19 protein-coding genes are annotated in these 23,058 nt (G+C 43.2%); 15 read left to right on the forward strand and 4 right to left on the reverse strand.

Annotated features, from left to right (window positions below):
• The first annotated feature begins 125 nt into the window (after positions 1–125).
• From LRL21_RS43435 to LRL21_RS43455, 5 genes are all read left to right on the forward strand, one after another.
• Positions 126–1,169: an ATP-binding protein gene (locus tag LRL21_RS43435; RefSeq protein ID WP_240421972.1), complete on the forward strand. Its 1,044-nt coding sequence runs from the start codon at positions 126–128 to the stop codon at positions 1,167–1,169.
• Positions 1,166–3,184, forward strand: a complete 2,019-nt coding sequence (locus tag LRL21_RS43440; RefSeq protein WP_240421973.1) for a response regulator receiver domain — start codon at positions 1,166–1,168, stop codon at positions 3,182–3,184. The genes LRL21_RS43435 and LRL21_RS43440 overlap by 4 nt, the downstream gene beginning before the upstream one ends.
• Before the next feature lie 17 nt (positions 3,185–3,201).
• Positions 3,202–3,615 (forward strand): very short patch repair endonuclease, encoded by a 414-nt coding sequence (locus LRL21_RS43445; RefSeq protein ID WP_240421974.1) that lies wholly within the window; start codon positions 3,202–3,204, stop codon positions 3,613–3,615.
• Between the two features lie 87 nt (positions 3,616–3,702).
• Positions 3,703–5,661: an McrB family protein gene (locus LRL21_RS43450; RefSeq protein WP_240421975.1), complete on the forward strand. Its 1,959-nt coding sequence runs from the start codon at positions 3,703–3,705 to the stop codon at positions 5,659–5,661.
• Positions 5,627–8,047 (forward strand): DUF2357 domain-containing protein, encoded by a 2,421-nt coding sequence (locus LRL21_RS43455; protein WP_338044778.1) that lies wholly within the window; start codon positions 5,627–5,629, stop codon positions 8,045–8,047. Before LRL21_RS43450 ends, LRL21_RS43455 begins: the two co-directional genes overlap by 35 nt.
• A gap of 232 nt (positions 8,048–8,279) precedes the next feature.
• Here the strand turns inward: LRL21_RS43455 and LRL21_RS43460 are convergent, their stop codons facing one another.
• Both LRL21_RS43460 and LRL21_RS43465 read right to left on the reverse strand, forming a co-directional pair.
• A complete protein-coding gene (locus tag LRL21_RS43460) occupies positions 8,280–9,821 on the reverse strand; it encodes a recombinase family protein (protein WP_240421976.1) in 1,542 nt (513 codons plus the stop codon).
• The gene (locus LRL21_RS43465) at positions 9,822–9,977 is read right to left on the reverse strand and encodes a hypothetical protein (RefSeq protein WP_240421977.1); all 156 of its coding nucleotides are present in this window, start codon (positions 9,975–9,977) and stop codon (positions 9,822–9,824) included.
• A gap of 337 nt (positions 9,978–10,314) precedes the next feature.
• Here LRL21_RS43465 and LRL21_RS47160 point away from each other — a divergent pair, with 337 nt between their 5' ends.
• The 7 genes from LRL21_RS47160 (at position 10,315) to LRL21_RS43495 (ending at position 13,193) form a co-directional block, all read left to right on the forward strand.
• Positions 10,315–10,491, forward strand: a complete 177-nt coding sequence (locus LRL21_RS47160) for a helix-turn-helix domain-containing protein (RefSeq protein WP_420832572.1) — start codon at positions 10,315–10,317, stop codon at positions 10,489–10,491.
• 1 nt (position 10,492) lies between these two features.
• Positions 10,493–10,696, forward strand: a complete 204-nt coding sequence (locus LRL21_RS43470; RefSeq protein ID WP_240421978.1) for a helix-turn-helix domain-containing protein — start codon at positions 10,493–10,495, stop codon at positions 10,694–10,696.
• 2 nt (positions 10,697–10,698) lie between these two features.
• Positions 10,699–10,869, forward strand: coding sequence for a hypothetical protein (locus LRL21_RS43475; RefSeq protein WP_240421979.1), 171 nt, complete (start codon positions 10,699–10,701; stop codon positions 10,867–10,869).
• A 266-nt stretch (positions 10,870–11,135) separates the two neighbouring features.
• Positions 11,136–11,321, forward strand: a complete 186-nt coding sequence (locus tag LRL21_RS43480) for a MerR family transcriptional regulator (RefSeq protein WP_240421980.1) — start codon at positions 11,136–11,138, stop codon at positions 11,319–11,321.
• Between the two features lie 50 nt (positions 11,322–11,371).
• Complete coding sequence (locus tag LRL21_RS43485; protein WP_240421993.1) at positions 11,372–11,686, forward strand: tyrosine-type recombinase/integrase; 315 nt, start codon at positions 11,372–11,374, stop codon at positions 11,684–11,686.
• A gap of 263 nt (positions 11,687–11,949) precedes the next feature.
• Complete coding sequence (locus LRL21_RS43490; protein ID WP_240421981.1) at positions 11,950–12,555, forward strand: DUF2087 domain-containing protein; 606 nt, start codon at positions 11,950–11,952, stop codon at positions 12,553–12,555.
• On the forward strand, positions 12,552–13,193 hold the full coding sequence (locus tag LRL21_RS43495; RefSeq protein WP_240421982.1) for a hypothetical protein: 642 nt from the start codon (positions 12,552–12,554) through the stop codon (positions 13,191–13,193). The genes LRL21_RS43490 and LRL21_RS43495 overlap by 4 nt, the downstream gene beginning before the upstream one ends.
• A 652-nt stretch (positions 13,194–13,845) precedes the next feature.
• Here LRL21_RS43495 and LRL21_RS43500 read toward each other — a convergent pair.
• Positions 13,846–15,258, reverse strand: a complete 1,413-nt coding sequence (locus tag LRL21_RS43500) for a PQQ-dependent sugar dehydrogenase (protein WP_240421983.1) — start codon at positions 15,256–15,258, stop codon at positions 13,846–13,848.
• A 293-nt stretch (positions 15,259–15,551) separates the two neighbouring features.
• Between LRL21_RS43500 and LRL21_RS43505 the strand changes: the two genes are divergently transcribed.
• Entirely contained in the window at positions 15,552–16,259 is a 708-nt protein-coding gene (locus tag LRL21_RS43505) for a DNA alkylation repair protein (protein ID WP_240421984.1), read from the forward strand.
• Between the two features lie 256 nt (positions 16,260–16,515).
• On the opposite strand, the gene LRL21_RS43510 is transcribed toward LRL21_RS43505, so the two are convergent.
• Entirely contained in the window at positions 16,516–17,250 is a 735-nt protein-coding gene (locus tag LRL21_RS43510) for a stalk domain-containing protein (RefSeq protein WP_240421994.1), read from the reverse strand.
• Between the two features lie 188 nt (positions 17,251–17,438).
• Between LRL21_RS43510 and LRL21_RS43515 the strand changes: the two genes are divergently transcribed.
• Together LRL21_RS43515 and LRL21_RS43520 are read left to right on the forward strand one after the other, a co-directional pair.
• A complete protein-coding gene (locus tag LRL21_RS43515; RefSeq protein ID WP_240421985.1) occupies positions 17,439–19,430 on the forward strand; it encodes an S-layer homology domain-containing protein in 1,992 nt (663 codons plus the stop codon).
• A gap of 134 nt (positions 19,431–19,564) precedes the next feature.
• Positions 19,565–22,909: an ATP-binding protein gene (locus LRL21_RS43520; RefSeq protein WP_240421986.1), complete on the forward strand. Its 3,345-nt coding sequence runs from the start codon at positions 19,565–19,567 to the stop codon at positions 22,907–22,909.
• Positions 22,910–23,058: the final 149 nt, after the last annotated feature.

The following is a 23,058-nucleotide window of genomic DNA, read 5'->3' on the forward strand; positions in this document are numbered from 1 at the left end:
CTGGAGAAAAAGCCGTTATTCGACATCCTTAAACATCTCAAGATCCCTGCCTAACCAAATGAATCCTACGTCCTACTACAAGTCTGCCCTTATTCGGTTCTTAAGGACGAATTCGCAAGAGTCAAGTGAATTTATTAATTAATTCAACCGAAGAAAATAGAAATAAAATAAATAAAGAAATGGAGAAGCTTGCCGAGTACCAGAAGAAGTTTAATCAATATAAAATGAACAACAAAACTTTATTATTAAAAGACAATACTCTACAAAAAGCAGTTCAAGAAATATTACAGGATTTCGATTCTGATATTAATAGAATGCAAGAGATGATTTTAAGTTATGAAAATGGAATAAAGCAAAGTACAATCCTAAGAAACACAGAATTATTGTTAAGTAAAGTTATCGATAATTTAAATAATATCAACATTATAAATAATGATGAATTTTTGATAGGACTGCTGAAGAAGGAAGTTGATATGTATCGTGATCTATCAGCAGTGGGACTTGCGGCCGAGATGACGAGTCATGAATTTAACTCCTTAAACAAAGTAATTAGAGATAATGTTGATGCGTTATCTAAAGCACTTAAACCAACTCCTTTGGCGCCTATTATTCAGAGAGTTAATCAATCTTTTGCTTCATTAGAGCGGCTTCAAGCCAGAATGAGTCCCTTATACAGACAGTCAAGAAAAAGAGCAAAAGATATAAATTTAAGACTATTTATCGATGATCTACTGGAGTATTTTTCAACAGATATAAGAAAATACACAATTAAAATAGTTAATGAAGTGCCTGAAAATATAATAGTAAGAGAAATTGAGTCAGTATTATTTACTCCTATTGCCAATGTAGTATCGAATGCAATTTATTGGATGCTCAATCAAAATAAACGGGAAATTCATTTTTATTACTCTGGAACAAATCAAACATTGTTTATCCATGATACTGGCCAGGGGGTAAAAGAATCAGATGAGGCAAGGATTTTTGAACCATACTTTACCAAAAAAATGCAAGGTAGGGGTTTAGGATTATTTCTTTCAAGAGATACCTTAGAATCAAGGGGGCACTTCTTGTTTCTAGAAGATAACATTCATACCCTGAGAAATATTGGTGGAGCTTGTTTTGGTATTCAGTTTAATAAAGATTCGATACTACGAGAGGTGCAAAGATGAGTTCGACTGCAGAATTAACCTACATAAATAATATAGTTAAGGATTACTTTAATTCTATACTAATAATAGATGATGAATTGGATCTAAATGTAAGGGTTGTTGTAGAAGTGACTACAGACGCGGACATAAGCAATATTGATTATGGAGCTGTAGATCCGACACTTTTAGTTGCGTCGGAAGAAGAAAAGGGATTTCTTAAGGCGAGTATGGATGAGTCCGCCGCGGCAGCGGCTCCAGCAGTGCCCCAAAAAAAATATTCCTTACAGCCTGAGTCAGCAATACATGTACAATTAATGGAAGAGGGTTTTGCTACTACACCATTTAGGTATGATTCGACAATTGATGTTGCACAAGTTGAAGAAGTATTGGCAAGCTTACTTTCTACAATCAAGCTATTAATCGTTGACTGGGATTTAGAAAATTCCCAAATCAATGCTGTAGAGCCAGGAACGGCGGCTTCAGCAATATTACATAAGTATGCGAGTTTTGGTAAAGGTTTAAAGTGCGCTGTTATTTATACAGCATCCGATGATTTTGAGGGTATCATGGACTATTTATCAAAAAATAACTTGATAACAAAACGGAATGGTTATTTTTTCGAAAATATAAGTGATTCTGGACATAAGTTATTCGGGTTTATTATTTCCAAAAACCAATTTAAGCCGAGGGAAATCATTCCGGAAATCTCACAGAAGCTTTTGGCGGATAAAAGCTTGGTTCTTCATTTTATGGATACAGCTTCAAGAATCAATAATAACATAAGTAGGGCAATGCTAGAGTTTAGCGCCCCTTTTGAAAAGGTGATTTTTTCTCAAATACTTACTGCTAAGATCCAGGAAAATGAAATTGCTAGATTTTTAACTGATAAATTTTTAGGGCTTGTAATGGAAGGTGAGCAAGAAGACTATAAGTATAATTTTGTTGTTGAAAATAAAATTACGCGATTAAAGAATGTCACTAAGATTCAGATAGATGGATTTTCTTTTGATAAAATGGTGAAACTGATTTTTGAAATCGGATCGGATAAAACGAAAAAGCCCCTAATTAATTTGTTTAGAAATTCAGTTTTTGTATCACAACTAGTTAAAACAATCCAAGATCATCAGCATGATCTACAATCGCTAGAAGAAAAAATAATTGGATTAGTCGATAATTCGGAATTACAAAAAGATTTATTTCTTATAGTAATGCTTTGGGATGAGTTCTTGAATGAAAAAAATAATAATTCATTACAAGCGGATATAACAACTTCACTAACAAAATGTCCTTTTAATGAAGAAAATCTTAATAACATAAGCAACTTCTTTAATCTTAAGTTAAGTAGTCAATTCAAAAAGTTTATTTGGGAAAATAATGTAACCTCAATTATAGCAGAGTGGCTTTCAAATAGTGAAAGCAAGCCATATGATGATTTGAAAAATGATTTTTTTGGTAAGATTAGTGGTTTTGATATTGAAAAGGAAAAATTATTAGAGTTACTTGTTCTCTGGCCGGCGTATTTTGGAGGCGAGTCGGAATTTAGCATTTCTTATAAAAAACAAATTTATAATTTCACAAAATTGATGAAGTTCAATGAAAGTAAGAATAACCAAATTGAAACTGGAGCGATTTACCATAGGGTTGAGAACGAAACATATCTTTTGTGTATTACACCATATTGTGATACCTTTAATACGACAAAAGTTGATTCACATATTAAATTTTTGGTAGGTAGAATTGAACCAAATCCGATAGGGGAAAGTCTCAAAAATTCCGATACCCCTAACTGTTTTTATATGGCTGTTCCTTTTTCTGAAGAAAAAAAAGTAAAAATTATTAAATGGAATTTTTACGAAGTTACTACTCTGCATGAAAATGATGTGAAATCAGACAAACTGAATAAATTACTTTATTTACGTAAAGAGTACATTCAAAATGTTTTAAATCGATACATTGCATATCAGTCAAGAGCAGGGGTTGATGAATTGTTTTTCAAAGAATCAAGCTATATAAATAATTTTAAAAACTTTGTATGATTACTGAGGTAATTTTCATGGATTCCTTTAGTAAAGAAAAAAGAAGTCAAATAATGAGCAAGGTAAAGTCTAAAAATACAACGCCGGAACTAATAGTCCGGCGTCTTTTGCATAAAATGGGATATCGATTTAGACTACATAGAACCGATCTCCCTGGTAAGCCTGATATTGTTCTGCCAAAACATAAAAAGGTGATATTTGTCAACGGTTGTTTCTGGCACGGTCATAATAATTGCAAAAAGTCGCAACTACCCGAAACAAATAAGGAGTTTTGGGAAGATAAAATTAGTAGAAATATAAAACGTGATACAGAAAATATAATAAAACTCATTGAAATGGGCTGGGGGGTTCTTACTATTTGGGACTGTCAAACAAAGAAAAGGGATTTGGAAAAGCTAGCAATAATTATAGATAACTTCCTTAGAAAGTAATAGTTAGCTTTTATTAACCCCAAATCCAAATCCCTTAGAAAATTCTCCACTAGATTTCATTAATTTGTCTAAGGTGGTAACTTGAAAATGAATATAAACACAATAATTGGCTCAGAGTTGTTTGGAACTTACAGTAAAATTTCTAACGCTGTTAAGACAATTCAAAAAGAAGATAAAACGTTGGACGAAAAGAAAATTTTAATGACGGAATTGCGAAAACAAAATGAAGCTGTTCTTAAAAATTATAACGATGTGGCTGCAGAGTTTGCTCGTTCATTTATAAATAAGAATCAATTAAATGATGACCATATTATCGAAGCAAGAATCGGTAGTCCTACACCTTATGGTAACCAACCGAAGGATTATCTTTGGTCGGGAATCTCCATACACGCAGATAAATCCTTTAGTTTTCAATATTCATGGGTATTTCAAAAAGATCTTCTTGAAGTTACCTTTTGTTTTGGCTCAGGAGGTTCCTCAACAGGAAGAATTGATGCTTCTGTTAAAGAAAAAAAGGAAGCACAAATGAGAGCACTCGAACAACGGTTCATTAACATTCTTATGGAGGACAGATATAAGCCGATAGTCTTACGCTTATTAAAAGAAGAGGGCTTTGTTATAACCTCAGAATGGTTAAATTCAGGAGAAAAAATACAGGATATTGAGAGCTACGTATCCTATATTCGGACGAAAACCGGTTCAAAGACTGGAATAACTAAGTTCTTTAAACCGGATGAGCTTCTGAATGAAGGGTTCGATCTGGAAGCTAAATTATATCACTATTTCCATTTGTTTCTTCCAATCTGGGAACAGCTACACTTAAAGGATAAAGAAACAAACATTGGTGGTGAATCGATTGAAGTGGAAATATTTAACTACAAGCAAGACGACGATCAAATTTTTGGTGTTTTACAAAAAATGAAAAGATATATTAATCATCAAGGCTTCCAATATCCCGACAAACTAATTGAGAACTTCTACCTTTCCTTAAAAACAAAGCCTTTTGTTATCTTGGCTGGTATTTCCGGCACCGGAAAAACGAAGCTCATCCAAAAGTTCGCAGAAGCCCTGGGGGCAACAGAAGCGAATGGGCAGTTTACGCTTATTCCGGTTAGACCGGATTGGAATGACCCGTCCGATCTAATAGGTTACAAGGATCTGGGTGGAACATTCCGCCGCGGAAAATTAACCTACGTACTAGAAGCGGCATCTGAGCCGGAGAACCGGCAGAAACCCTACTTTGTTTGTTTAGATGAGATGAACCTAGCGAGAGTAGAGCACTATTTTAGCGATTTGCTCAGTATCTTAGAAACGCAGCGTTGGCAAGATGGGCACATTGTGACCGATAAAATTGTTACTGAAGATCAAGTAGGTAGCAATTTTGGTATCCCTGAAAATGTGTTCTTCATAGGTACGGTGAACATGGATGAAACCACGCATCCTTTTAGCAAAAAGGTATTGGACCGAGCCAATACCATCGAATTCAATCATATCCAACTCGACAGTTTTCATGGATTAGAAGATATTGTAGGTATTACGGAAGAAGAATCAGAGGCTGTGTACCCAGCGGCGAGTTTTTTGACCAGCGACTACTTACAGTTAAAGGACGCATACGCAAACAATAAAGATGTTGTCCAAAGAACTGTAGGTCAATTGGTAAGAATCAACACGATTCTTGAAAATATCCACTCGCACGTTGGTTTCCGTGTCAGGGATTCAATTTGTTTCTACTTGATATACAACGAACGGTTCTCTTTGATGACTACCGATGACGCAATGGATATGCAGATCATGCAGAAGATTCTACCCCGAATTCAGGGCAACAACTCAGCAGTGAAAAAGGTAATCATCGAGATCTTATTGCTCTGTATTACGGGTTCCACCGTTCAAAGCAAAGAATATTTGGATGGAGAAAGAGATGTTGAGAAGTTGTGGACTAAGCATGTAACCGAAAATAATGTCAAATATCCTCAATCCAGTAGGAAGCTTATCTACATGCTACGGAGGCTTGATGATGACGGATTCACTTCATTTTGGGTCTCTTAAAAAGAGCGTGATTCTCCTGCACATTGAAACGAATCTGTTTGATCTCTACTTAGAGGGGAAACCGTACCATCCAACGGTAGATATGCTCCGGCTACATCGGACAGAAGAGAGAGTGTGGGAGCAGGCGGATCTTCACGTATCTATTTACTCCGATCAATTGCAGGTTCTATCTATTGCTGTCTTTAATCCCAATCGTGGAGAGCTAGAGCCTTGGCAGAACGAACAAGCTTGCTTTCCGATCTTTTACGAGACGCAAACCTACAATTTATTGGTTGAGAAGAAGGCGGATATAGACTTATCTTTTTACCATGAAAATTATTCGTTGCGCGAGGCGGTATTGCCGAAGGGAAAGCGGGTTCTGTCAGGGAACTTGAATTTTCAGAATGAGATCGGATTTTCAGAGCTGGAATTGCGATCAAGCACTTCATCTCTATTGAGGATTAGGTTGGAAGTTTTCCCTGTGAAGATGGATTACAAGAGGGATTATCAGGTCATTCTTCAAGATGTGAATCACCAGATTCATAACCTGATCTTTGATTTCCTGCGCAAAACATATCAGTTAACGGGCCTGAAAGAGACGAAACAGCAAAGTTTAACGGAATATTTTACGATATTACGCTATCTTTTTGACCAACTTATAAAAGCTGTCCAACGGATAGGAGGCTCCCCTCACACGCAAATGCATCAGAGTCAACGCATTGTCCCAGCCGAGAGGGCAAAGAAAATTAATATCAAAACCTTACAGTACTTGAGTAAACATCCGCAGCAACTGGTCAAAGATCCCACGAACGGAATGGTTCGAGTCAGAGGCGAAAGATATGTTCCAACGCATGTGTTGGATACTCGAAGAGTCGTTAATTATGACACGCAGGAAAATCGTTTTGTTCGATGGGTGTTCCTCCGAATTGAGCGGAAGCTAAAAGACTTGTGGCAGTTACTAAAGGACCAGAAAAGACTAGAGGACCCTATGTTGGCTCAGACGATGACCCGTATGCAGAAGGAAGTTCGAAGGGTGCTTCAGTTTGATTTTTTACAAGTGGGAACTATGAAGCAAATGTCGGTTTCCCTAGTGATGCAGATGGCTCCAGGGTATCGAGAAGTATACAAGTACTACCTTATGCTGCTCAAAGGCCTCACCATTCAGGATGACTTATTCCGGTTGTCTTTGAAGGATTTAGCCACTCTTTATGAATATTGGTGCTTCCTTAAGATACATCAGTTGCTAAGTAACAAGTATGAGTTGGTCAGGCAAGACATCATAAAGTTAGATTATAGTGGGGTTTTCGTTAAACTTAAGAAATCTGCAGCGTCGACGGTGACTTACCGCAACCCGAAAAACGGAGAAATTTTTAAGCTGTTTTACAATCAAGCGCTTCGGGGACCGACGCTTACGCAGAAGCCGGATAACGTACTTACTCTTCGAAAAATGGAGACGTCTACGGAGTATAAGTACGTGTTTGATGCGAAGTATCGATTGAATCCTGCGGAGCCTGGGACACCTTATTATGCGACCTATGATGGGCTTCCAGGACCTGAAGAGGGCGATATCAACACGATGCATCGCTACCGGGACGCCATAGTTCATGCGGAGAAGGACTCGGAGCAGTTCGAGCGGACGATGTTTGGGGCGTATGTATTGTTTCCTTACCCGGATGAAAAGAAATATAGGGAGCATCGATTTTACAAAAGCATAAAGGTTGTTAATGTCGGGGCGTTTCCTTTTCTGCCGGGATCAACAAAATTGCTGGAAGAGTTTCTGGATGAGATTATTTTGGATAGTCCCGAAAATGCGTATGAGCGAGCCATTCGACCAAAAGGATCGAAAGAGTACTACGATAATAAGTATAGCGGGAAAAATGTACTGGTCGGTTGCATGAGTCGTGAGGAACAGTTGGAAGTAGCGCTAAAGTATAATTTTTATCATACTCCTCTTGAGAATATCACGAATCATAAGATACTTACACAATTGGAATATGTGGCGCTTTATCAATCAAAGAAGTTTTTCGGTAAGACTAATGAAATAGTAGGTGTTAGATACTATGGAAGAATAAGAGATTGGAAGATTGTTAAACGCGGTGAAATCACGGTAATTCCCTCAAAGCACAATCCTCTGGATAAGCTTTATGTAGTGTTCGAAATTGAGGAATGGGAAACAAGGGAAGAAATCATTCTCCCCGGTGGTCATGGAGTTCGGAGCATTGCTTTTACGTCAAAGTATATATTCGACCGCGCACAGGAAATAGCCGAATTGAAGCTGGAGAATGAGGAAGAGCTGCTTCTATGGCGTGAGGCGCGCAGAAGAGGTCGCGTGGAAGTGAAGTTAGATCATGAACATCTTGACTATGCAAAGAAGGTAATGAGCGTGAGCCTAAAGAGGCAACAATAGAAAGTAGACACCAAATGTTTATGTTGACGCCTTGTTGACGAACATCGTCAACAAGCATTAAAACAGGAACAAAACGAACAATACGCATTGGTTAAAACCCTTATAAATCAAGGGTTCTAAGCAACTAACACATAATCCAAACAACTCCCACATGCTCCCGCATACGGTACATGTGGAGTGTTCAGTGTTACTTAAATGGAAAGGGGCTTCCCATTAAGCCCCCTGCAATAATTCACCCATTCCCTGAGGGGGGGGGGGGGGGGGCGATGTTGTAGTGAATCTTGATAGAGCCATCTTGATGGACTTCTATCTTATCAATTACCTGATGGAGCAATTGCTTTAGAACTTGCTCATCGTCAATGTTAAGCTGTGCAAACAACGCAATTTTCTTCTGAAAGGCACGGAATTGCTCTTCCGTGTCTTTTTGTGTTTCGAGAACGGATTCCAATTCCGCTTTGCGTTTGGCAAGGGTTTGTTGTTCTGCCTGATTCCGTTGATTTTGAGCGGTAAACTGTTCAAGGGTTAGAGCTTGATTGGAGAAGAGGGTTATAAGCCCCTGAACATTCTTCTCTAGCTGTTCTTGTTGCTTATTCAGCTTGTTTAACTCTTTGATTAGAGCGGATTGTTTTAGACCAACATTCCCTTTTACTGCATCGAATAGCCTGTCCAATCTGACGTTACTGCCAATCAGTTCCTTTAGGTCATTCTTTACCGCCGCGAGTAACGCATTATAGCCGATAACGTGAGAAGAACAATAAGACTTCCCACGTTTTACGTACCCACAGCATACGTAAGCCCCGTTTTGCTTTTTTAACCTATCCTTACGATATGTCATGCCCTGACCACAATCAGGACACAGCATAAGATGCGCGAATAGGCTTTCTTGACCGTTGCTGTGGCTCTTTCCCCTTGATTTCATAAGGTCTTGTACGGCGTGGAAATCTTCCTTTGAAATCAGGGCGGGGTGGGCGTTCTCAAAGATAATCTGTTTATCTTCGGGGACTTTGACCCGTTCCTTAGTCATGTGGCTTACTATCTCTTCACGATGTTGGCATAGTGTTCCGGTGTAAGTGACGTTCGTCAAAATACACTTAATGGTTGACTGTTGCCAAACCATCCCCTGATTTCCTGCATTAGCCACCGTTCTAGGGGTGGGATAACCATGCTCGGTCAAGTAGTTACTGATTTTTTGCATCCCCCAACCGTCATGTAAATACCAGTTGAAAATGCTTTGCACTGTCGGGGCGGTCACTTCATCAGGAACAAGATTTCCATTCTCATCCCTCACGTAGCCGTATGCAGGTAAAGAAGCCTGATACTTTCCCCGTTTTGCACTCCCTTGTCTTCCTAGCTTGATTCTACGCGAGAAGGTAGCACTATCCTCTTCCGCCAATAAAGCCCGGATATTGAAGTTGAACTTACTTTGGCTTGAAGCAGAATCGTAATTATCTTCAGGAAGAATCAAACGAACTTTGGAACTTACGATAATGTCTGCCGTCTGCAAGTTTCCTACTAAATTCCGCCCAAGTCGAGAAACGGATTTAGCTATAACCGCATCAAACTTCTTCTTTTTCGCATCGGCAAGCAATCGTTGCATTTGTGCACGATTTTTGACTTTCAGCCCACTAATACCATTGTCGATGTAAGTACCTGCTACAGTCCAACCGTTTCGTGTAATCAAATCCATAGCATAAGCAATTTGATTATCAATACTATCTTTCTGTGCGTCCCTAGTCGTACTCACTCGTGCATAAATAACTACCTTCAAACTCATTTAACTTGCCATCCCTTCAGTGTCCTGTGAAGGAATGGTGTTTGCTCTATTTTCATCGTATTCAGGCTTGTTCAGCTTGTCAATGTGAGCCTTAATCATCGAAAGCAGAATATCCTCTAAGTTATTGCTTCCGTTAAATGCCCGTTCTACCTTCATGACTATCAACCCCTTCACAAATAATCGTCGTTCTATGTCAGCGATTCGTTGCGATGGGCTTTAATTTATACCCCAATTACTCATTATTGATTTCATAATGGAAATTCGTTTTGTTCAGATGCTAACTCGCTATTATCGCAGAATCTATCTACGTTAATTCCCCGATTTTCTATGAAAAAGGTTACCTTCGTTCTCTCTCCACTTTCCTGAACTAAATGAGCCGTTATTATCGGTTAATTAATGATTTTTCTTTATTTGTACAAGCCTTTGTTAATCCTGCCACCTGATTACTTATATTGTGACTGTAACCAATTCACAACTGAAAGGGGCGGTTCTCATGGAACGCTTATTCACTATTAAAGAAGCAATGGACATCTTGCAACTTTCGTACACAACGGTCTACGCCATGTGTAGTAACGGCACTCTGCCAAGTTGTAAGGTCGGCGGCTCGATTCGGATTCCTCAAGAGAGTCTAAGGAACTTTATTCTCAATAACACTACGGGAGGTAAGTAACATGAATGATATGAAGACATATCTTGGTCGGCTGTATTCCGCCGATGAAGTAGCGGAACTACTGAATATTGAAATGGTCACTTGCTACGAGTGGCTTGGTGACGGTCGGATTAAAGCAATGAAGTTGGGCGGCTCTTTATGGCGAGTGCGTGATGCTGACTTAAGAGCCTTTGTAGAACAGTCCATAAAAGATGGGAGACGCTAATCATGGGAAAACACTACACCATTTCTACAATCGCTCAGCGGCTGTCCGCTCATAGTAGAAGTCGCATGGTCACTGAGGACACCGTTTATAGGTGGATTCGGCAAGGAAGATTACAGGTCGAACGTATCACAGGCAATAACAGGGGCTATGGGAAAGTATCCGTATTGGGCTGAGGGGGAGCATTTGAAGTCCGTTCTCAATGAGATGGGTTATGACTCTAACAGGCTCTTTCCCGACAATGAGTAGCCGCTCCAAAGGTAAAGGACACAAAAAGCCCCTGCTGAGTCATGGCAGGGGCAATAAGAAAGGAAGCGTGTACCTACATTATAGGCAAGTCCTTTCGCAACTTATCAAATACATGGAACGACTACTAGGGTGTGAAGGTTATTTTTTTACCTTCAAATGTCACTAACTTATACCAACAACGAGGGAGAACAAGATGAAAGAGATGATGAGTCGCAAAGAAGCCGCCAAAGCTATAGGAGTCAGCCCTAGAACAATTCTAAGGGCTATACAAGCCCGTCAACTTGCCGCTAAGAAGATAGGTGAAGGTAAGACGTCAACCTATATTATCGAACGTAACAGACTCCCTGACCTTTTAACAGAATTTCTGTCTTTTTTATAGACAGAGATTCTATTTGTCACAAGTTGCATAACCATATCAGTCATAGCGTCTTGTCCCTAGACGTTGATACGAGGTGGGCACTTAGGAAATACCTTGAGGAACGGTCAGACGATAATGAAGCCCTATTCATTAGCAACAGGGAGAAGCGTATTAGTGTCAGAAGCGTTCAACACCTTTTAGAGCAACACGACCTTCACGCTCACCAACTACGCAACACGTTCATAACAGGGCTTGTCAGAGCGAATGAAGATATAGCGGTCATTCAATCCCTTAGCGGTCACAGTTCGGCAGATATGATTTTACGTTACTCCAAGCCTACTGAGGAAGACAAGCTAAGAGCCGTTGAGGGGCTGTATAAGGACTAATAGGAGCAGAGCCGCCCAAAGTTAAGGGTGGCTCTTTCATTATGCTCTACGGGGCTCGTATGGATTAGACCCCACCCAGTGCCGAATCATTTCAATTCCAACGTTCCAAGAGAGTTAAGGCTCATTTTGCCTACACAAAATTTTTCTGAAAATAGTGTACGCACAAAAAAATGTTTACATTTTATTCCTATCGTAATATCATCTAATTAAACGATTGATAAATTAGATGATTATTAAATTAGATGGGGAGGTTACTGCGACCTATGCAATTGGATAAGGTAGTCAGCTATCATAAGGCTCTTGCAGACCCTACAAGAATAAAAATTTTAATTCTGCTCGCTGACGGAGAACTTAATGGTCAAGTTTTGGCGGAAAAGCTATGTGTAACACCTGCAACAATAACTCACCATGCTACGAAACTGAGAGAAGCTAGTCTGATAAACGAGCGAAGGGATAAAAATACTATTTATTTTTCATTAAATCATTACTTCATCAAGAATAATGCCACCGCTACAGAAAATTTGATTTATCGAAAAGCTAATTCCAAAGGAGGTACGGACATTTTGCATGATGACTATAAGCGAATGAAGGACTCCGTCATTAAAAACTTCTTCACATCCGAAGGGAAATTGAAAAGTCTACCCGTTCAACTTAAGAAAAAACTTATTGTGTTGGAACATCTAGTATCCCAGTTGGAAAAGGGGCGGAAGTATAGCGAGAAGGAAATCAATGATTTTATTAAGGGTTTCCATGAAGATTTCGCAACGGTACGAAGAGAATTTATTATGCACCAATTCATGTTCAGGGAAAGCCAAGTTTACGAATTAAACCCACAAGAAATGTGGGCGAGGTGGGAGGTTCTGTCGTGACAACCATAGGTATTTTAGGAGTGGTTCACGATAATGAACTTAGGCGAAAGTATAATCTATCTTTGGAGTTCATAAAGGAGTTAATTTTAGAGTTTAATCCTGATGTTATTTGTGGTGAAGTACTTCCTAACAGTTGGGAACAATATAACAAGGACAGCACTCATCGAGGATACTGGGGAGAACCTGCGAGTGAATATTGGGATTTAATCTTTCCTCTGTGCGAAGAAGAGAAATATGAATTCGTACCCGTTGATTGGGTTGAACTTGATGTTTGGATGGATTTTGACCCATTTAATAGTTACGACGAACATCAAAGGCAAGAATTAAATGTTGAGTTAGAGCAATGGTTTCAAAGACAGCTTTCAACATGGGATTCAAGTGCTATTCCGTTAAATTCATTAGAATACGACACTATTACGAAACAGAAGTACGAATGGTTAGAACGGATTAATCCGCAAGCACATCTATTCAGGTGGGTATGTAGACACCTTATAATGATTCAGCGAATAAAAAACGCCATGAAGAAGCACTCAGGGAAACGAATCTTGTGCATTGTAGGTGCAGACCATAATCATGCGTTGTATGAAGGACTAATTGCAGAAAAGGAAATACAACTCGTATATCCTTTGAGAAAATAAAGAGAGCAAACACTATTCCTACGGACACATATATGTTTGTTGTCACTGTCCACTCGTCACATGTGGAGTGCGTTTGTTCCTTGGTAAGTATGGGTTTGTAAAAAACATTTTAGTCTGCCCATTACCAAATAAGTCTGCCGCTGAGCCGCCCGTAATCAGGCATTTACCCTGCTATTCGCAGTAGGCTGATAACAGGCTCTTAGCCGCCTCGCCCATCGCGGGAGCATCGGACCCGCCAGAGTCTCCAGGTCAAGCCGCGGCATGGCAGTTGATAGATTTTGTTTTCAGAGGTTACACTCTCGCTGTTGCAGTTAGAGGTAGCAAGTAATCGAGTTTCGGGAGAGATTCGATGAAACCCTGCGAGAACTACACAAGTCCGTAGATTATGTGAAATGGCTTTTAAATTAAAGGGTTCTTCAAGCGCGTACCAAATCTACTTTCGGTTATGGAAGGGGCGATTGGGGTAGACGAGAGCCTTGAGTTGTATGAGACGGTGGTCGACAGGCTAGCTGCAATACTCTGCCGTATGCAGCAAAGCTGAACTTTATACAAGTCATAAAAGCCAGCCCGATCCGCATATGCGAGATAGGCTGGCTTTTATAATCCGTTCGCTTGGTGGGCACAAATTTATCCCGACTACATCCCAAATGAATCATGGAACAATCTCAAAAACAGTGCCTCGATTAGGGTCGGCCACTTTCATCGAGCCATACACCCCTAAAAATAGCTGGGTTTGATTCAGATTTGTTCCTAAACTGACATAATAAGCGCCTTGAGACCCGAAATTATAATCAGTTTCAATTATATTGTAATCACTTTGTTTACAATCTGCTCTTATCTTGGTATAAGCCAAGACTCCCCCAACAGGAGGCGCTGCTTGCTTTCGAGCAAGATCGATAAAAACGACGCTCCCCATTAAATCAGGGATTTTATTCCCGCTGTAGGCCTGAACTCCTGTGAGTGCAGTTCCTCCAAACTTGCCCGGGCGGGGGTCTTCATGATAATAACTAATTAAAGGCAAAAGGCGTAGTACTGAAGTTTTCACGGCTTCGTCGAAATATGCAATATTTATCTCATTCAAAGTCGCATTTGCAGGGCAGCCTCTTGGTACTGAAGTAGGTAAATTACCTTCCCACCCTCGCCAGCCAAAGTTAATAAATCCTTCTTGGTCAGGTTCAGACCCCATAATAGAAGCTTGAATAAGCTGAGTAACCGGTATGGGTTTATAATGAACGAACGAAAAAATCGATTCTACCAGATCCTGTCCGACATTTCCTACGTATTTAATAAACGTATTGTTAACCCTTTGAAATGAAATGCCCGTTAGATTGCGTCCCCCTTTGACAATGACCGTAAGCATTTCCTGAATAGGTCCGGGCAGTTCATTAAAACGTGTAACAACGGTTGGATTATCGATAAGTGTATGTATGCCTACATCAATTTCAATGATTTTACCTGCGATTTCCATAATGTCTTGGCTTAAATTAAAGGGGTCATAGGCCGATCCTCCGTCTCCGATCGTGAAGACAAGCTTCCCTGTTTCAGGTGAAAAGCTTAAGCTGTTGACACCATTATGGTTTAAAAAGGGCCTTCTGATATTAAGTAATGCGCGCCGTTTTTGAGGTTGTCCGTTCGATTGTAGAATCCATTCTTCAACGGTATCAATATGATCATATTGTATTTCTCTATTTGTCCACTTTAGATTTATAGTTTGGGTATCACATGAGTTAGGCTTAAAAGATTCAGAAAAAGCAACTGGACCCTGGCTTCCCGCTACGGAGTAATGAAGATAGAACAATCCGTTAAAGTAAAATTGGGGGTGAAAAGCTAGACCGATCAGCCCTCGTTCATCGTATCCGCCGCTGGAGCCACCTAGCTTTAAGATGCGCTGGCGAATATCTAAAAAAGTCCCGAGAACTCCGTTTCTAATGTAATAGATTTCTCCGACCTGGGTTGCAATAAACAGGCTTTCGATGGAGTCACCCGGAAGAATCGTTGTTTTTACAACAGTAGGCATATTGATCCCACTAACTATAGGCCGTAGACGGACTTTAATTTTTTTCAACGAAATTACCCTCCCGGTTGTCGGTATCTTTTGTTTAGAATATGATAGGATCTGTTTTATTAGTACCGAGTTGAGGTTAGAGGGCTGAATGCGGGCCGAGCCTTCTTCATAATTCCGTTACAAAAGGCTTCTTTTCCGTCTTGATATAGATGGACATTATCAGGTATGGTTTGGTTAAATAGATTGTACGTGATGAGTCCTATGATCTCCGCCTTTTGAAAAATATCGTCATCCAAGCATAACGAATAGTTTGCACTGCTGATCCCCAAAAGAGATGAAAGAAGTGATATGCGATGGATTCAGAAATGATCATGCGTGAGCTTGAAGCTCTCGGCAAGGAACGTACCAAGAAAATTTATATATCCAATGGCGCTCGCGAACCACTGTTTGGCGTGTCTACAGGCGATATGAAGCCACTCGCGAGAAAAATCAAGATAAATCAACCCTTGGCTGAGCAGCTTTACGCAACCGGGAACTACGACGCAATGTACTTTGCGGGTGTGATTGCAGACCCAAAAGCAATGACCATGGCGGATTTTGAGCGGTGGATGGATACGGCTTATTTTTACATGCTGTCCGATTTTGTGGTTGCGGTAACCTTAGCTGAAGCAGATATTGCACAAGAAGTTGCCGATCAATGGAGCATAAGCGGTGAAGAGCTGAGGATGTCAGCGGGCTGGAGTTGTTACTGCTGGCTTTTGGGTAATCGCCCGGATCGTGAATTTTCCGAAAGTAAAATTGCCAGTATGCTCGAAACTGTGAAAAATAGGATTCACGATTCACCCGAACGAACGAAATACGCTATGAATAATTTTATATACACCGTGGGGACTTCCTATTTGCCACTCCACGATAAGGCGGTCGAAATCGCAAAGGCAGTAGGCCCGGTCGAAGTCCAAAAAGATAAAGCAAAAAGCAAGTTCCTAAATGCTTCCGATAATATTCAAAAGGTAGTAGTTAAAGGACAGCTTGGCTTCAAACGGAAGCATGTAAGGTGTTAATCTCGTTGGTTACTACACTGTGTGCACGGGTCATGTGGAGGCGGTAGTGTCGCGTGAGAAAATAAGCATTTAAACCACATTTATCAGCAAACTGAAATAACTGAAACGGAATGTTTATCCTTCAAGTCTCTCTTTATGAATAGTAGGTAAAATGTAGGAGTAAGAACAACACCCCCGACGTTCCGCAGAAGACGGACAGTCGGGGGCTTTGTTGCGAGAAGCAAGGATTCAACAGAGGCAACGGCTGCCGTCAGATTTATTTCCGCGAATCCGTAATGGCTGTTGTCTTAACATAACTGTCTTTCAAAACATAGAGAAGAGGTTTTTCAGATTGAACAGCGGCATCGTAAGCCGATACAACTGCATATTGGCTGCCTTGCAGATCTACATCCAGCTCCGTAACCTGATTGGCCTCGAGACTGATCTCTTCCGTCAATTGCTGATTGTTGCCGTTTAGCACCCTGATCTTCATTGACGAAGGGGAGTACAGGATCAAATGCAAAGTATTGTATTTTGCTCCAAAGTTAAATTTCAGGTTAGGCGATCCGTCATACCAACCCAACCCCACGTTTTCCGCCGTAAAGGCATAGGCCCCATCATACTGATGATTGCCGAAAACTAGTTGTTTTTTGTCAATCAAATCGTAAAACTTCTCGCTCCAATTGTCCACTTTCACCTCCTTGGAATACAACGTAAGGTTGCTGCTCTCACGCATGCCGACGGTTTGCGTGGAGGCCTCCCATGTGATCGGAATTTCAAAGGCGTTGGCAACTACCCGAAGAGGCAAATAGGTCGTTCCGTTATAAGTGATCGGAAGCACTTGCTTGCCAGTATCGTCGAGAGGCTGCCAAGACTTGCCGTCCAGGCGGAATTTGATCTCTGAGTTGAGGTATGCTTTAATCTCGGTGAGATTGCTGGCGGCGTACGCTCCGGCCGAAAGCGAGAGCATGGCGGTGATGACGAGCAACAGAATAACACGTGTTTTCTTCATCAATTATCTTCCTCCAAGGTTTTTGATTGAAACTGTATGACAGAGCATAACAGAATAAGCGCTTCAAAAGCGTTTCAAAATGGGCAATAGCAAGGGAAGCGCTTTTGAAGCGCTCTTTGCTTTAGAATAGTCCGAAGGCGCAAGTCAAGTATTGAAGAATCCTGGTTTCAACCGAAAGGAGCCTCAATATGTTTGCTAAAAAATTGTTTTATGCTGCTTTCTATGTGGCCGTGCTGCTGGCTTGTATCAATCCGCTTCAACCCGCTAGGGCGCTTGATCTTCAGATAAATCCGGATTTAAGAATAGAGGCCAATCCGAGTATTAACATAAACCTGTATCTGCCAGGTTCAAACGGCGTGGAGCGATGGGCGTTTGAAACAGGTGGGAGGATCAGCTCGTCTTCGCCTGCAATCAGTATAGACGGCACTGTTTACATTGGATCTACAGACGGGAATCTCTATGCAGTCGATAAAAAGGGAAAAAAGAAGTGGGAGTTCCCAACAGAAGCTGCCGTCTACTCTTCGCCGGCAATTAGCGCAGACAACACCGTATATGTCGGATCTGGGGTCCATCTGTATGCAGTCGCTCCTGACGGAAAGCTGAAGTGGAAGTTCGAAGCAGGAGATGTCCTATATTCCACGGCAGCTTTTGGTGAAGACGGTACTATCTACGTTGAATGTGAGGATGGAAAGCTCTACGCGCTTAAACCTGACGGAACGAAGAAATGGGAGTTCGTATCAGGAGGTGGAATGAGTGGCAAACCTGCGATCGATTCTAATGGCACCATCTACGTAGGTTCCCGCGATAAGAAGCTGTATGCGATCAATCCGAATGGAACGAAGAAGTGGGAATTTACAACAAATAATGAAGTGAAGACCTCGCCGGCGATCGGAAAAGACGGTACCGTCTATATTGCTTCAGGTGCAGAGAGACTGTATGCGATCAAGCCGGATGGAATGAAGAAATGGGAATATCCCTTGGATAAAAAACTATATGGTGGCAATTCCTACTCATCCCCAACAATAGGTTCCGACGGCACTATCTATGTTGGCTCGGGCGGCTCGGGTATTTATGCAATCAAGCCCGACGGAACGAAGAAGTGGAAATTCGATTCGGATGGCATTGTCATAACCACACCTGCAGTCGGCGCAGACGGAATCATCTATGTTGGATCGGCCGATACGAAGCTCTATGCGATTAAAACGGATGGAACGAAGAAATGGGAGTTCAGAACCGGTGGCCAGATCATTGCCGCAGCGGTGGTCGGTTCTGACGGAGCGGTATATATTGGATCTGGTGACAACAAATTGTATGCCATCGGCATGGTACATGTTAACGGTGTAAATCTGAATAAAACCACGCTCAAATTGGACGCCGGGCAAAGCGAGACGCTGCAGGCGATAATTGTCCCAGGCAATGCTTCCTATCAAGAAATCGTATGGTCGACCAGTGACGATCGCATTGCCAAAGTGGACGTTACAGGCAAAGTAGCGGGCATCGCGGCAGGCCAGGCTACGATTACTGCACTCTCAGAAGATGGAGGATATTACAAACAATGCGTTGTGACTGTATCCGCAATAAACGATCATTCTCCTGCTCCTGCAAGCCATCCTCCTTCTCCTCAGACGGATGAGGTGAGCCTGACGGACATTGCAGGGCATAAGTTGGGCTCGGAAATCGCCAAAGCAGTGACGCTCGGCATCGTTTTCGGTTATCCGGACGGCACGTTTCGGCCCGAAGAGAACGTGACTAGAGCCGAGTTCGTCAGTATGATCGTCAGAGGGTTGCCCCCGGGAGAGGAGGGAACGCCGCTTACCTTCAAAGATAAGGGTAAAATCGAAGCCTGGGCGTTGAAAGCAGTGCAGCAGGTGATGAAGCTCGGCATTATCGAAGGGTACGAAGACGGTACATTCCGGCCCGATGCGAACATTACCCATGCGGAAATGATCACGATGGTTATTCGCGCCTCTGGCCTCCCTACGGCCAATCATGTGCCGCACACCAGCTTCTCCGACGATGCGGACATTCCGAAATGGGCGATGTCCGCCGTTTCTAAAGCCGAAGATACTGGCATCATCAATGCCAGGGATATCCGGGACGGCAGATTTGCGCCGCAAGCGATGTCCACCCGTGCGGAAGCCGCGTCGGCCATCGTCCGCATGCTGGAGGTTCGCAACTAGAAATCTTCGTCAGTATGATGTAGAGCCTTTGCCACCGTCAAAGGCTTTTTTTTATCTGCTTTGTCGAAAGGAATTTCCGCACAATAAGCGAATACAATTGACAATAGTCCAATTGACGATTGGAGGAGAGCCGTTTGGCAGGCTTCAGTTTTCAGTTGTTAGGCAGTTTGAAATTAACCCTCGACGGCGAAGAGCTATCGGAAATCCCCGGCAAAAAAGCCGCACTGCTGCTGGCATACTTGATCCTAGCTATTGATGCGTCTCCCAGCAGAAGGCAAATCGCTTTTCATTTCTGGCCCGACTCCACCGAGAAGCAGGCATTATCCAACTTGCGGAAGCTTCTTCACGATCTTCGGGATTCCGTTCCGAGAATCAATCGCTATCTGAAGATCACGCCCGCATCTATCCGTCTGAATCCTGAATTTCCCTTGTATTCGGACGTGCGTGAGTTCGAACAGGCGGCGCAAGGAACAACCATGCATGAGCTGTGCAGAGCGGAAGAGCTGTATAGAGGAGAACTGCTGCCGGGGTTCGGCGAGGAATGGCTCGCGCTGAGACGGGACCAGTTAGCGCAAACGTATGTGACCGCGCTCGACAAGCTCGTATTCGCTCTGCAACGTCAGCGGGAGTATGCGTCGGCTCTGTTTTTCGCACAAAAGCTGCTTGGTCAGGATCTGTTAAGGGAGGAAACGTACCGTACGGTAATGCGGCTGCACGCCTTGAATAAAGATATGGCGGGCGTTGTGCAAACATTTCGAAAGCTGCAGGGTGTTCTGTATGCCGAGCTCGGAATTGAACCTTCGGAGGAGACACAGCTTTTGTATGAAGGACTGACGAAAAACGGAATCGGGATGTACAAGGACTTGCAAAGCAAAGTCCCGCTGATCGGCAGAATAAGCGAATGGGAACGCTTGCTGGGCGCCTGGAAACAAATCGCGGCCGGCGGAAACGCCCTGCTTCTCTTGAAGGGAGAGGCGGGAATAGGCAAAACCCGATTGGCCATGGAGTTTAAGTCATGCTTGGATAGCCTGGGGATTCAAACCGCTTTTGCCGGCTGCTATCCGTCGGTCAGGTCGCTATCCTATAGGCCGGTAACCAACTGGCTCCGGAGCCTTCCGCTGCCGAAGCTCGGTTCGATATGGCTGTCCGAATTGGCGCGTCTGCTTCCCGAGCTGCTGGAGCAATATCCGGACTTGTCGAAGCCGTCTCCGATTCAAGAGAAATGGCAATTGAACCAATGGTTCGAAGCGATCGAACGGATGCTGTTGGCCAGCGAGCCGCTGATGCTTCTCCTTGACGATATCCAGTGGTGCGACGAAGAGACGCTACAGTTTCTGTCCTACCTGATCGGCGGCGATTGCAAAGCCAGACTGCTTTTGGTGGCGACGATGAGAACGGACGAAGATGCAGGAGATGCCGTTGCGCGTGTTCTGGGTGAACTTCGATCCGAGCGGAAGCTGATCGAGATCGAGCTGGCTCCGCTGAGCCGGGACGAAACGACCCGCTTGGCGGTCGAAACGATTGGCGATGCGCTGGCGGATCGCCATTCCGCGAATTTGTACAGGGAAACCGGTGGAAATCCGCTTTTTATTGTGGAAACATTGCGGGAGTGGCAAACGAACGGGGACAGCAGCGAATTCCGGCTGCCGCAAGTGGCGAAATCCGTTATTGAGAATCGGTTGATCAGGCTATCGCCGGTCAACAGCAAGCTTGTATCAACCATCGCAGCCGTCGGAAGGCCCGTTACCGCAGCACAATTGGTGAAGATAACGGACCTGGAAGAGGAAGCGATTCTAGCGCGTACGGAACGGTTGATGCAATTGAAAATATTGCAGGAGACGGGGGGTGGGAGTTATGGATTCACTCATGACATCGTCAAGGAAACCGCGTATAAGCTGAATAATGAGAGCAGGAGGCGCAGGTGTCACCGGCAAATCGCGGAAGGTCTGCTTGCCTGCCATCGCGTGCAGATCGAACCGGTCGCCGGGGAAATCGCCTATCATTACGAGCTTGCGGGGATGGATCGAGAGGCCATTGCCTACTATGAATTGGCCGCTACAGAGTCGGAAAAGATCTATGCCAATGAGACGAGAATCAATTATTATCGGAAGCTCATCAGGCTGTTGATACCTAAACAGACTTTGACCATTCTGATGAAGCTCGGCGACGCTTTGATTGTGACGGGAGATTGGAATGAGGCGGAGAAGACTTACAAGCACTGGCTTGAACATTACGGATACTTGGTTACGCTCAATGAGCGGTCTTATTGTGATGCCGCGCTTGGCAACTGCTTACGAATGATGGGCAAATATGAGGAAGCCGGATTTCATCTGGAACGGGCGTCTTACCACTTCAAGCTGACGGAGGACTACGACGGTCTCGGCTTCGCATTCGGAATGCTCGGTATTTTGCATTACTTTATGGCAAGCTACGATAAGTCGCTTCAATACTTCTTGGAGAGAATGGAATTGCCCCGTACCGGAAAACAAACGCAAACGCAGGACGATGTCCGGTTCCTCGGTATGATCGGCTTTCTGCATTATGACCAGAGCGAGTACGACCAAGCGATTTATTGGTTTCAGAGACAAATCGGTCTTGCCACGGAAATCCGCGACGCTCTTTTCGTCGGGGAGGCAATGGGCGGATTAGCGTTGGTTTATTTTGAGACCGACGATATGGATCTCGCTTACGACTGCATCGTTGAGAAGCTGGAGATCAGCAAGTCGATCGGGGCAAAAATGGGCTTCGCGATGGCGGTTGGCATGCTGGGCAAATATTACTATTTGCTCGGTTCCCGCCTGCAAGCGGAACAATGCATCGCCTTCTGCCTTGAAGAAGCGGTGCGTATTCAGGACTGGCATATTGTCGCCGTTGTTCTTGGCATTGAAGGCTGCAATCTGATGGAGCAGCACCGATATGAGGAGGCCGGCCGATGGATCGAACGTTCGGCGAGGCTGACCAAGCAGCTTCGTATCCCTTTCTTCGAATGCGAGGCGCTCTATTTCACGAGCCTATTAATGGAGCGGCAAAATCAACTGGAAGGTTGCGCGGAGGTTACTGATGAGGCGCTGAAGCTCGCCGTTCGGCTCAAACGGCGTGACTTGCAGGTCAAGCTTCTTGTGCAGCAGCTGCATCTGAAAACGCGCTTGGGACAGATCAGCCTTGGCAAGGCATTGGATGAGCTGCAGCGCATGACGGAACAACACGCCGGTGAGCAGGAACAGGCTGCCGTTCGCTTCATGATGTGGCGGCTGGAGCCTGACTCGGACGTACTTCGGGCTGCCGCGTACTCCTTGAACGAAGTTCTGTTCAGAAAGTCGGGCAAACAAGAATATTTAGGACGTTTGCGCGAGCTTGCTGGTTTCGACCAAGTCACCGCAGCGCGTCCAATGCCGAAGCTTGCAGCGGAGGCCGTGTGGCAGAGACCGATTTCCAAGGACATGTTGGTGAATATCGATCGTTTTCTAATGCTTGAGTGATTCGGACGGGAGCACTGTCAACCAAATTTTGGGAACCCACTGTCTGCGGGGCGTAATTCGTCCCCTGTATTTATGACTTGTTGCCATTCTGAAAAGTACCCATAAATAAAATTGTGTGATCGCCACGTACTTTCTTAATAGGAAGCAAA

The organism is Paenibacillus periandrae (assembly GCF_022458865.1).
GTDB lineage: Bacteria > Bacillota > Bacilli > Paenibacillales > NBRC-103111 > Paenibacillus_S > Paenibacillus_S periandrae.

Coding starts and splice junctions, on each gene's coding strand:
- LRL21_RS43440 (WP_240421973.1), top strand. CDS start 1,166: ATGAGTTCGACTGCAGAATTAACCTACATAAATAATATAGTTAAGGAT.
- LRL21_RS43445 (WP_240421974.1), top strand. CDS start 3,202: ATGGATTCCTTTAGTAAAGAAAAAAGAAGTCAAATAATGAGCAAGGTA.
- LRL21_RS43450 (WP_240421975.1), top strand. CDS start 3,703: ATGAATATAAACACAATAATTGGCTCAGAGTTGTTTGGAACTTACAGT.
- LRL21_RS43455 (WP_338044778.1), top strand. CDS start 5,627: ATGATGACGGATTCACTTCATTTTGGGTCTCTTAAAAAGAGCGTGATT.
- LRL21_RS43460 (WP_240421976.1), bottom strand. CDS start 9,821: ATGAGTTTGAAGGTAGTTATTTATGCACGAGTGAGTACGACTAGGGAC.
- LRL21_RS43465 (WP_240421977.1), bottom strand. CDS start 9,977: ATGAAGGTAGAACGGGCATTTAACGGAAGCAATAACTTAGAGGATATT.
- LRL21_RS47160 (WP_420832572.1), top strand. CDS start 10,315: ATGGAACGCTTATTCACTATTAAAGAAGCAATGGACATCTTGCAACTT.
- LRL21_RS43470 (WP_240421978.1), top strand. CDS start 10,493: ATGAATGATATGAAGACATATCTTGGTCGGCTGTATTCCGCCGATGAA.
- LRL21_RS43475 (WP_240421979.1), top strand. CDS start 10,699: ATGGGAAAACACTACACCATTTCTACAATCGCTCAGCGGCTGTCCGCT.
- LRL21_RS43480 (WP_240421980.1), top strand. CDS start 11,136: ATGAAAGAGATGATGAGTCGCAAAGAAGCCGCCAAAGCTATAGGAGTC.
- LRL21_RS43490 (WP_240421981.1), top strand. CDS start 11,950: ATGCAATTGGATAAGGTAGTCAGCTATCATAAGGCTCTTGCAGACCCT.
- LRL21_RS43505 (WP_240421984.1), top strand. CDS start 15,552: ATGGATTCAGAAATGATCATGCGTGAGCTTGAAGCTCTCGGCAAGGAA.
- LRL21_RS43510 (WP_240421994.1), bottom strand. CDS start 17,250: ATGAAGAAAACACGTGTTATTCTGTTGCTCGTCATCACCGCCATGCTC.
- LRL21_RS43515 (WP_240421985.1), top strand. CDS start 17,439: ATGTTTGCTAAAAAATTGTTTTATGCTGCTTTCTATGTGGCCGTGCTG.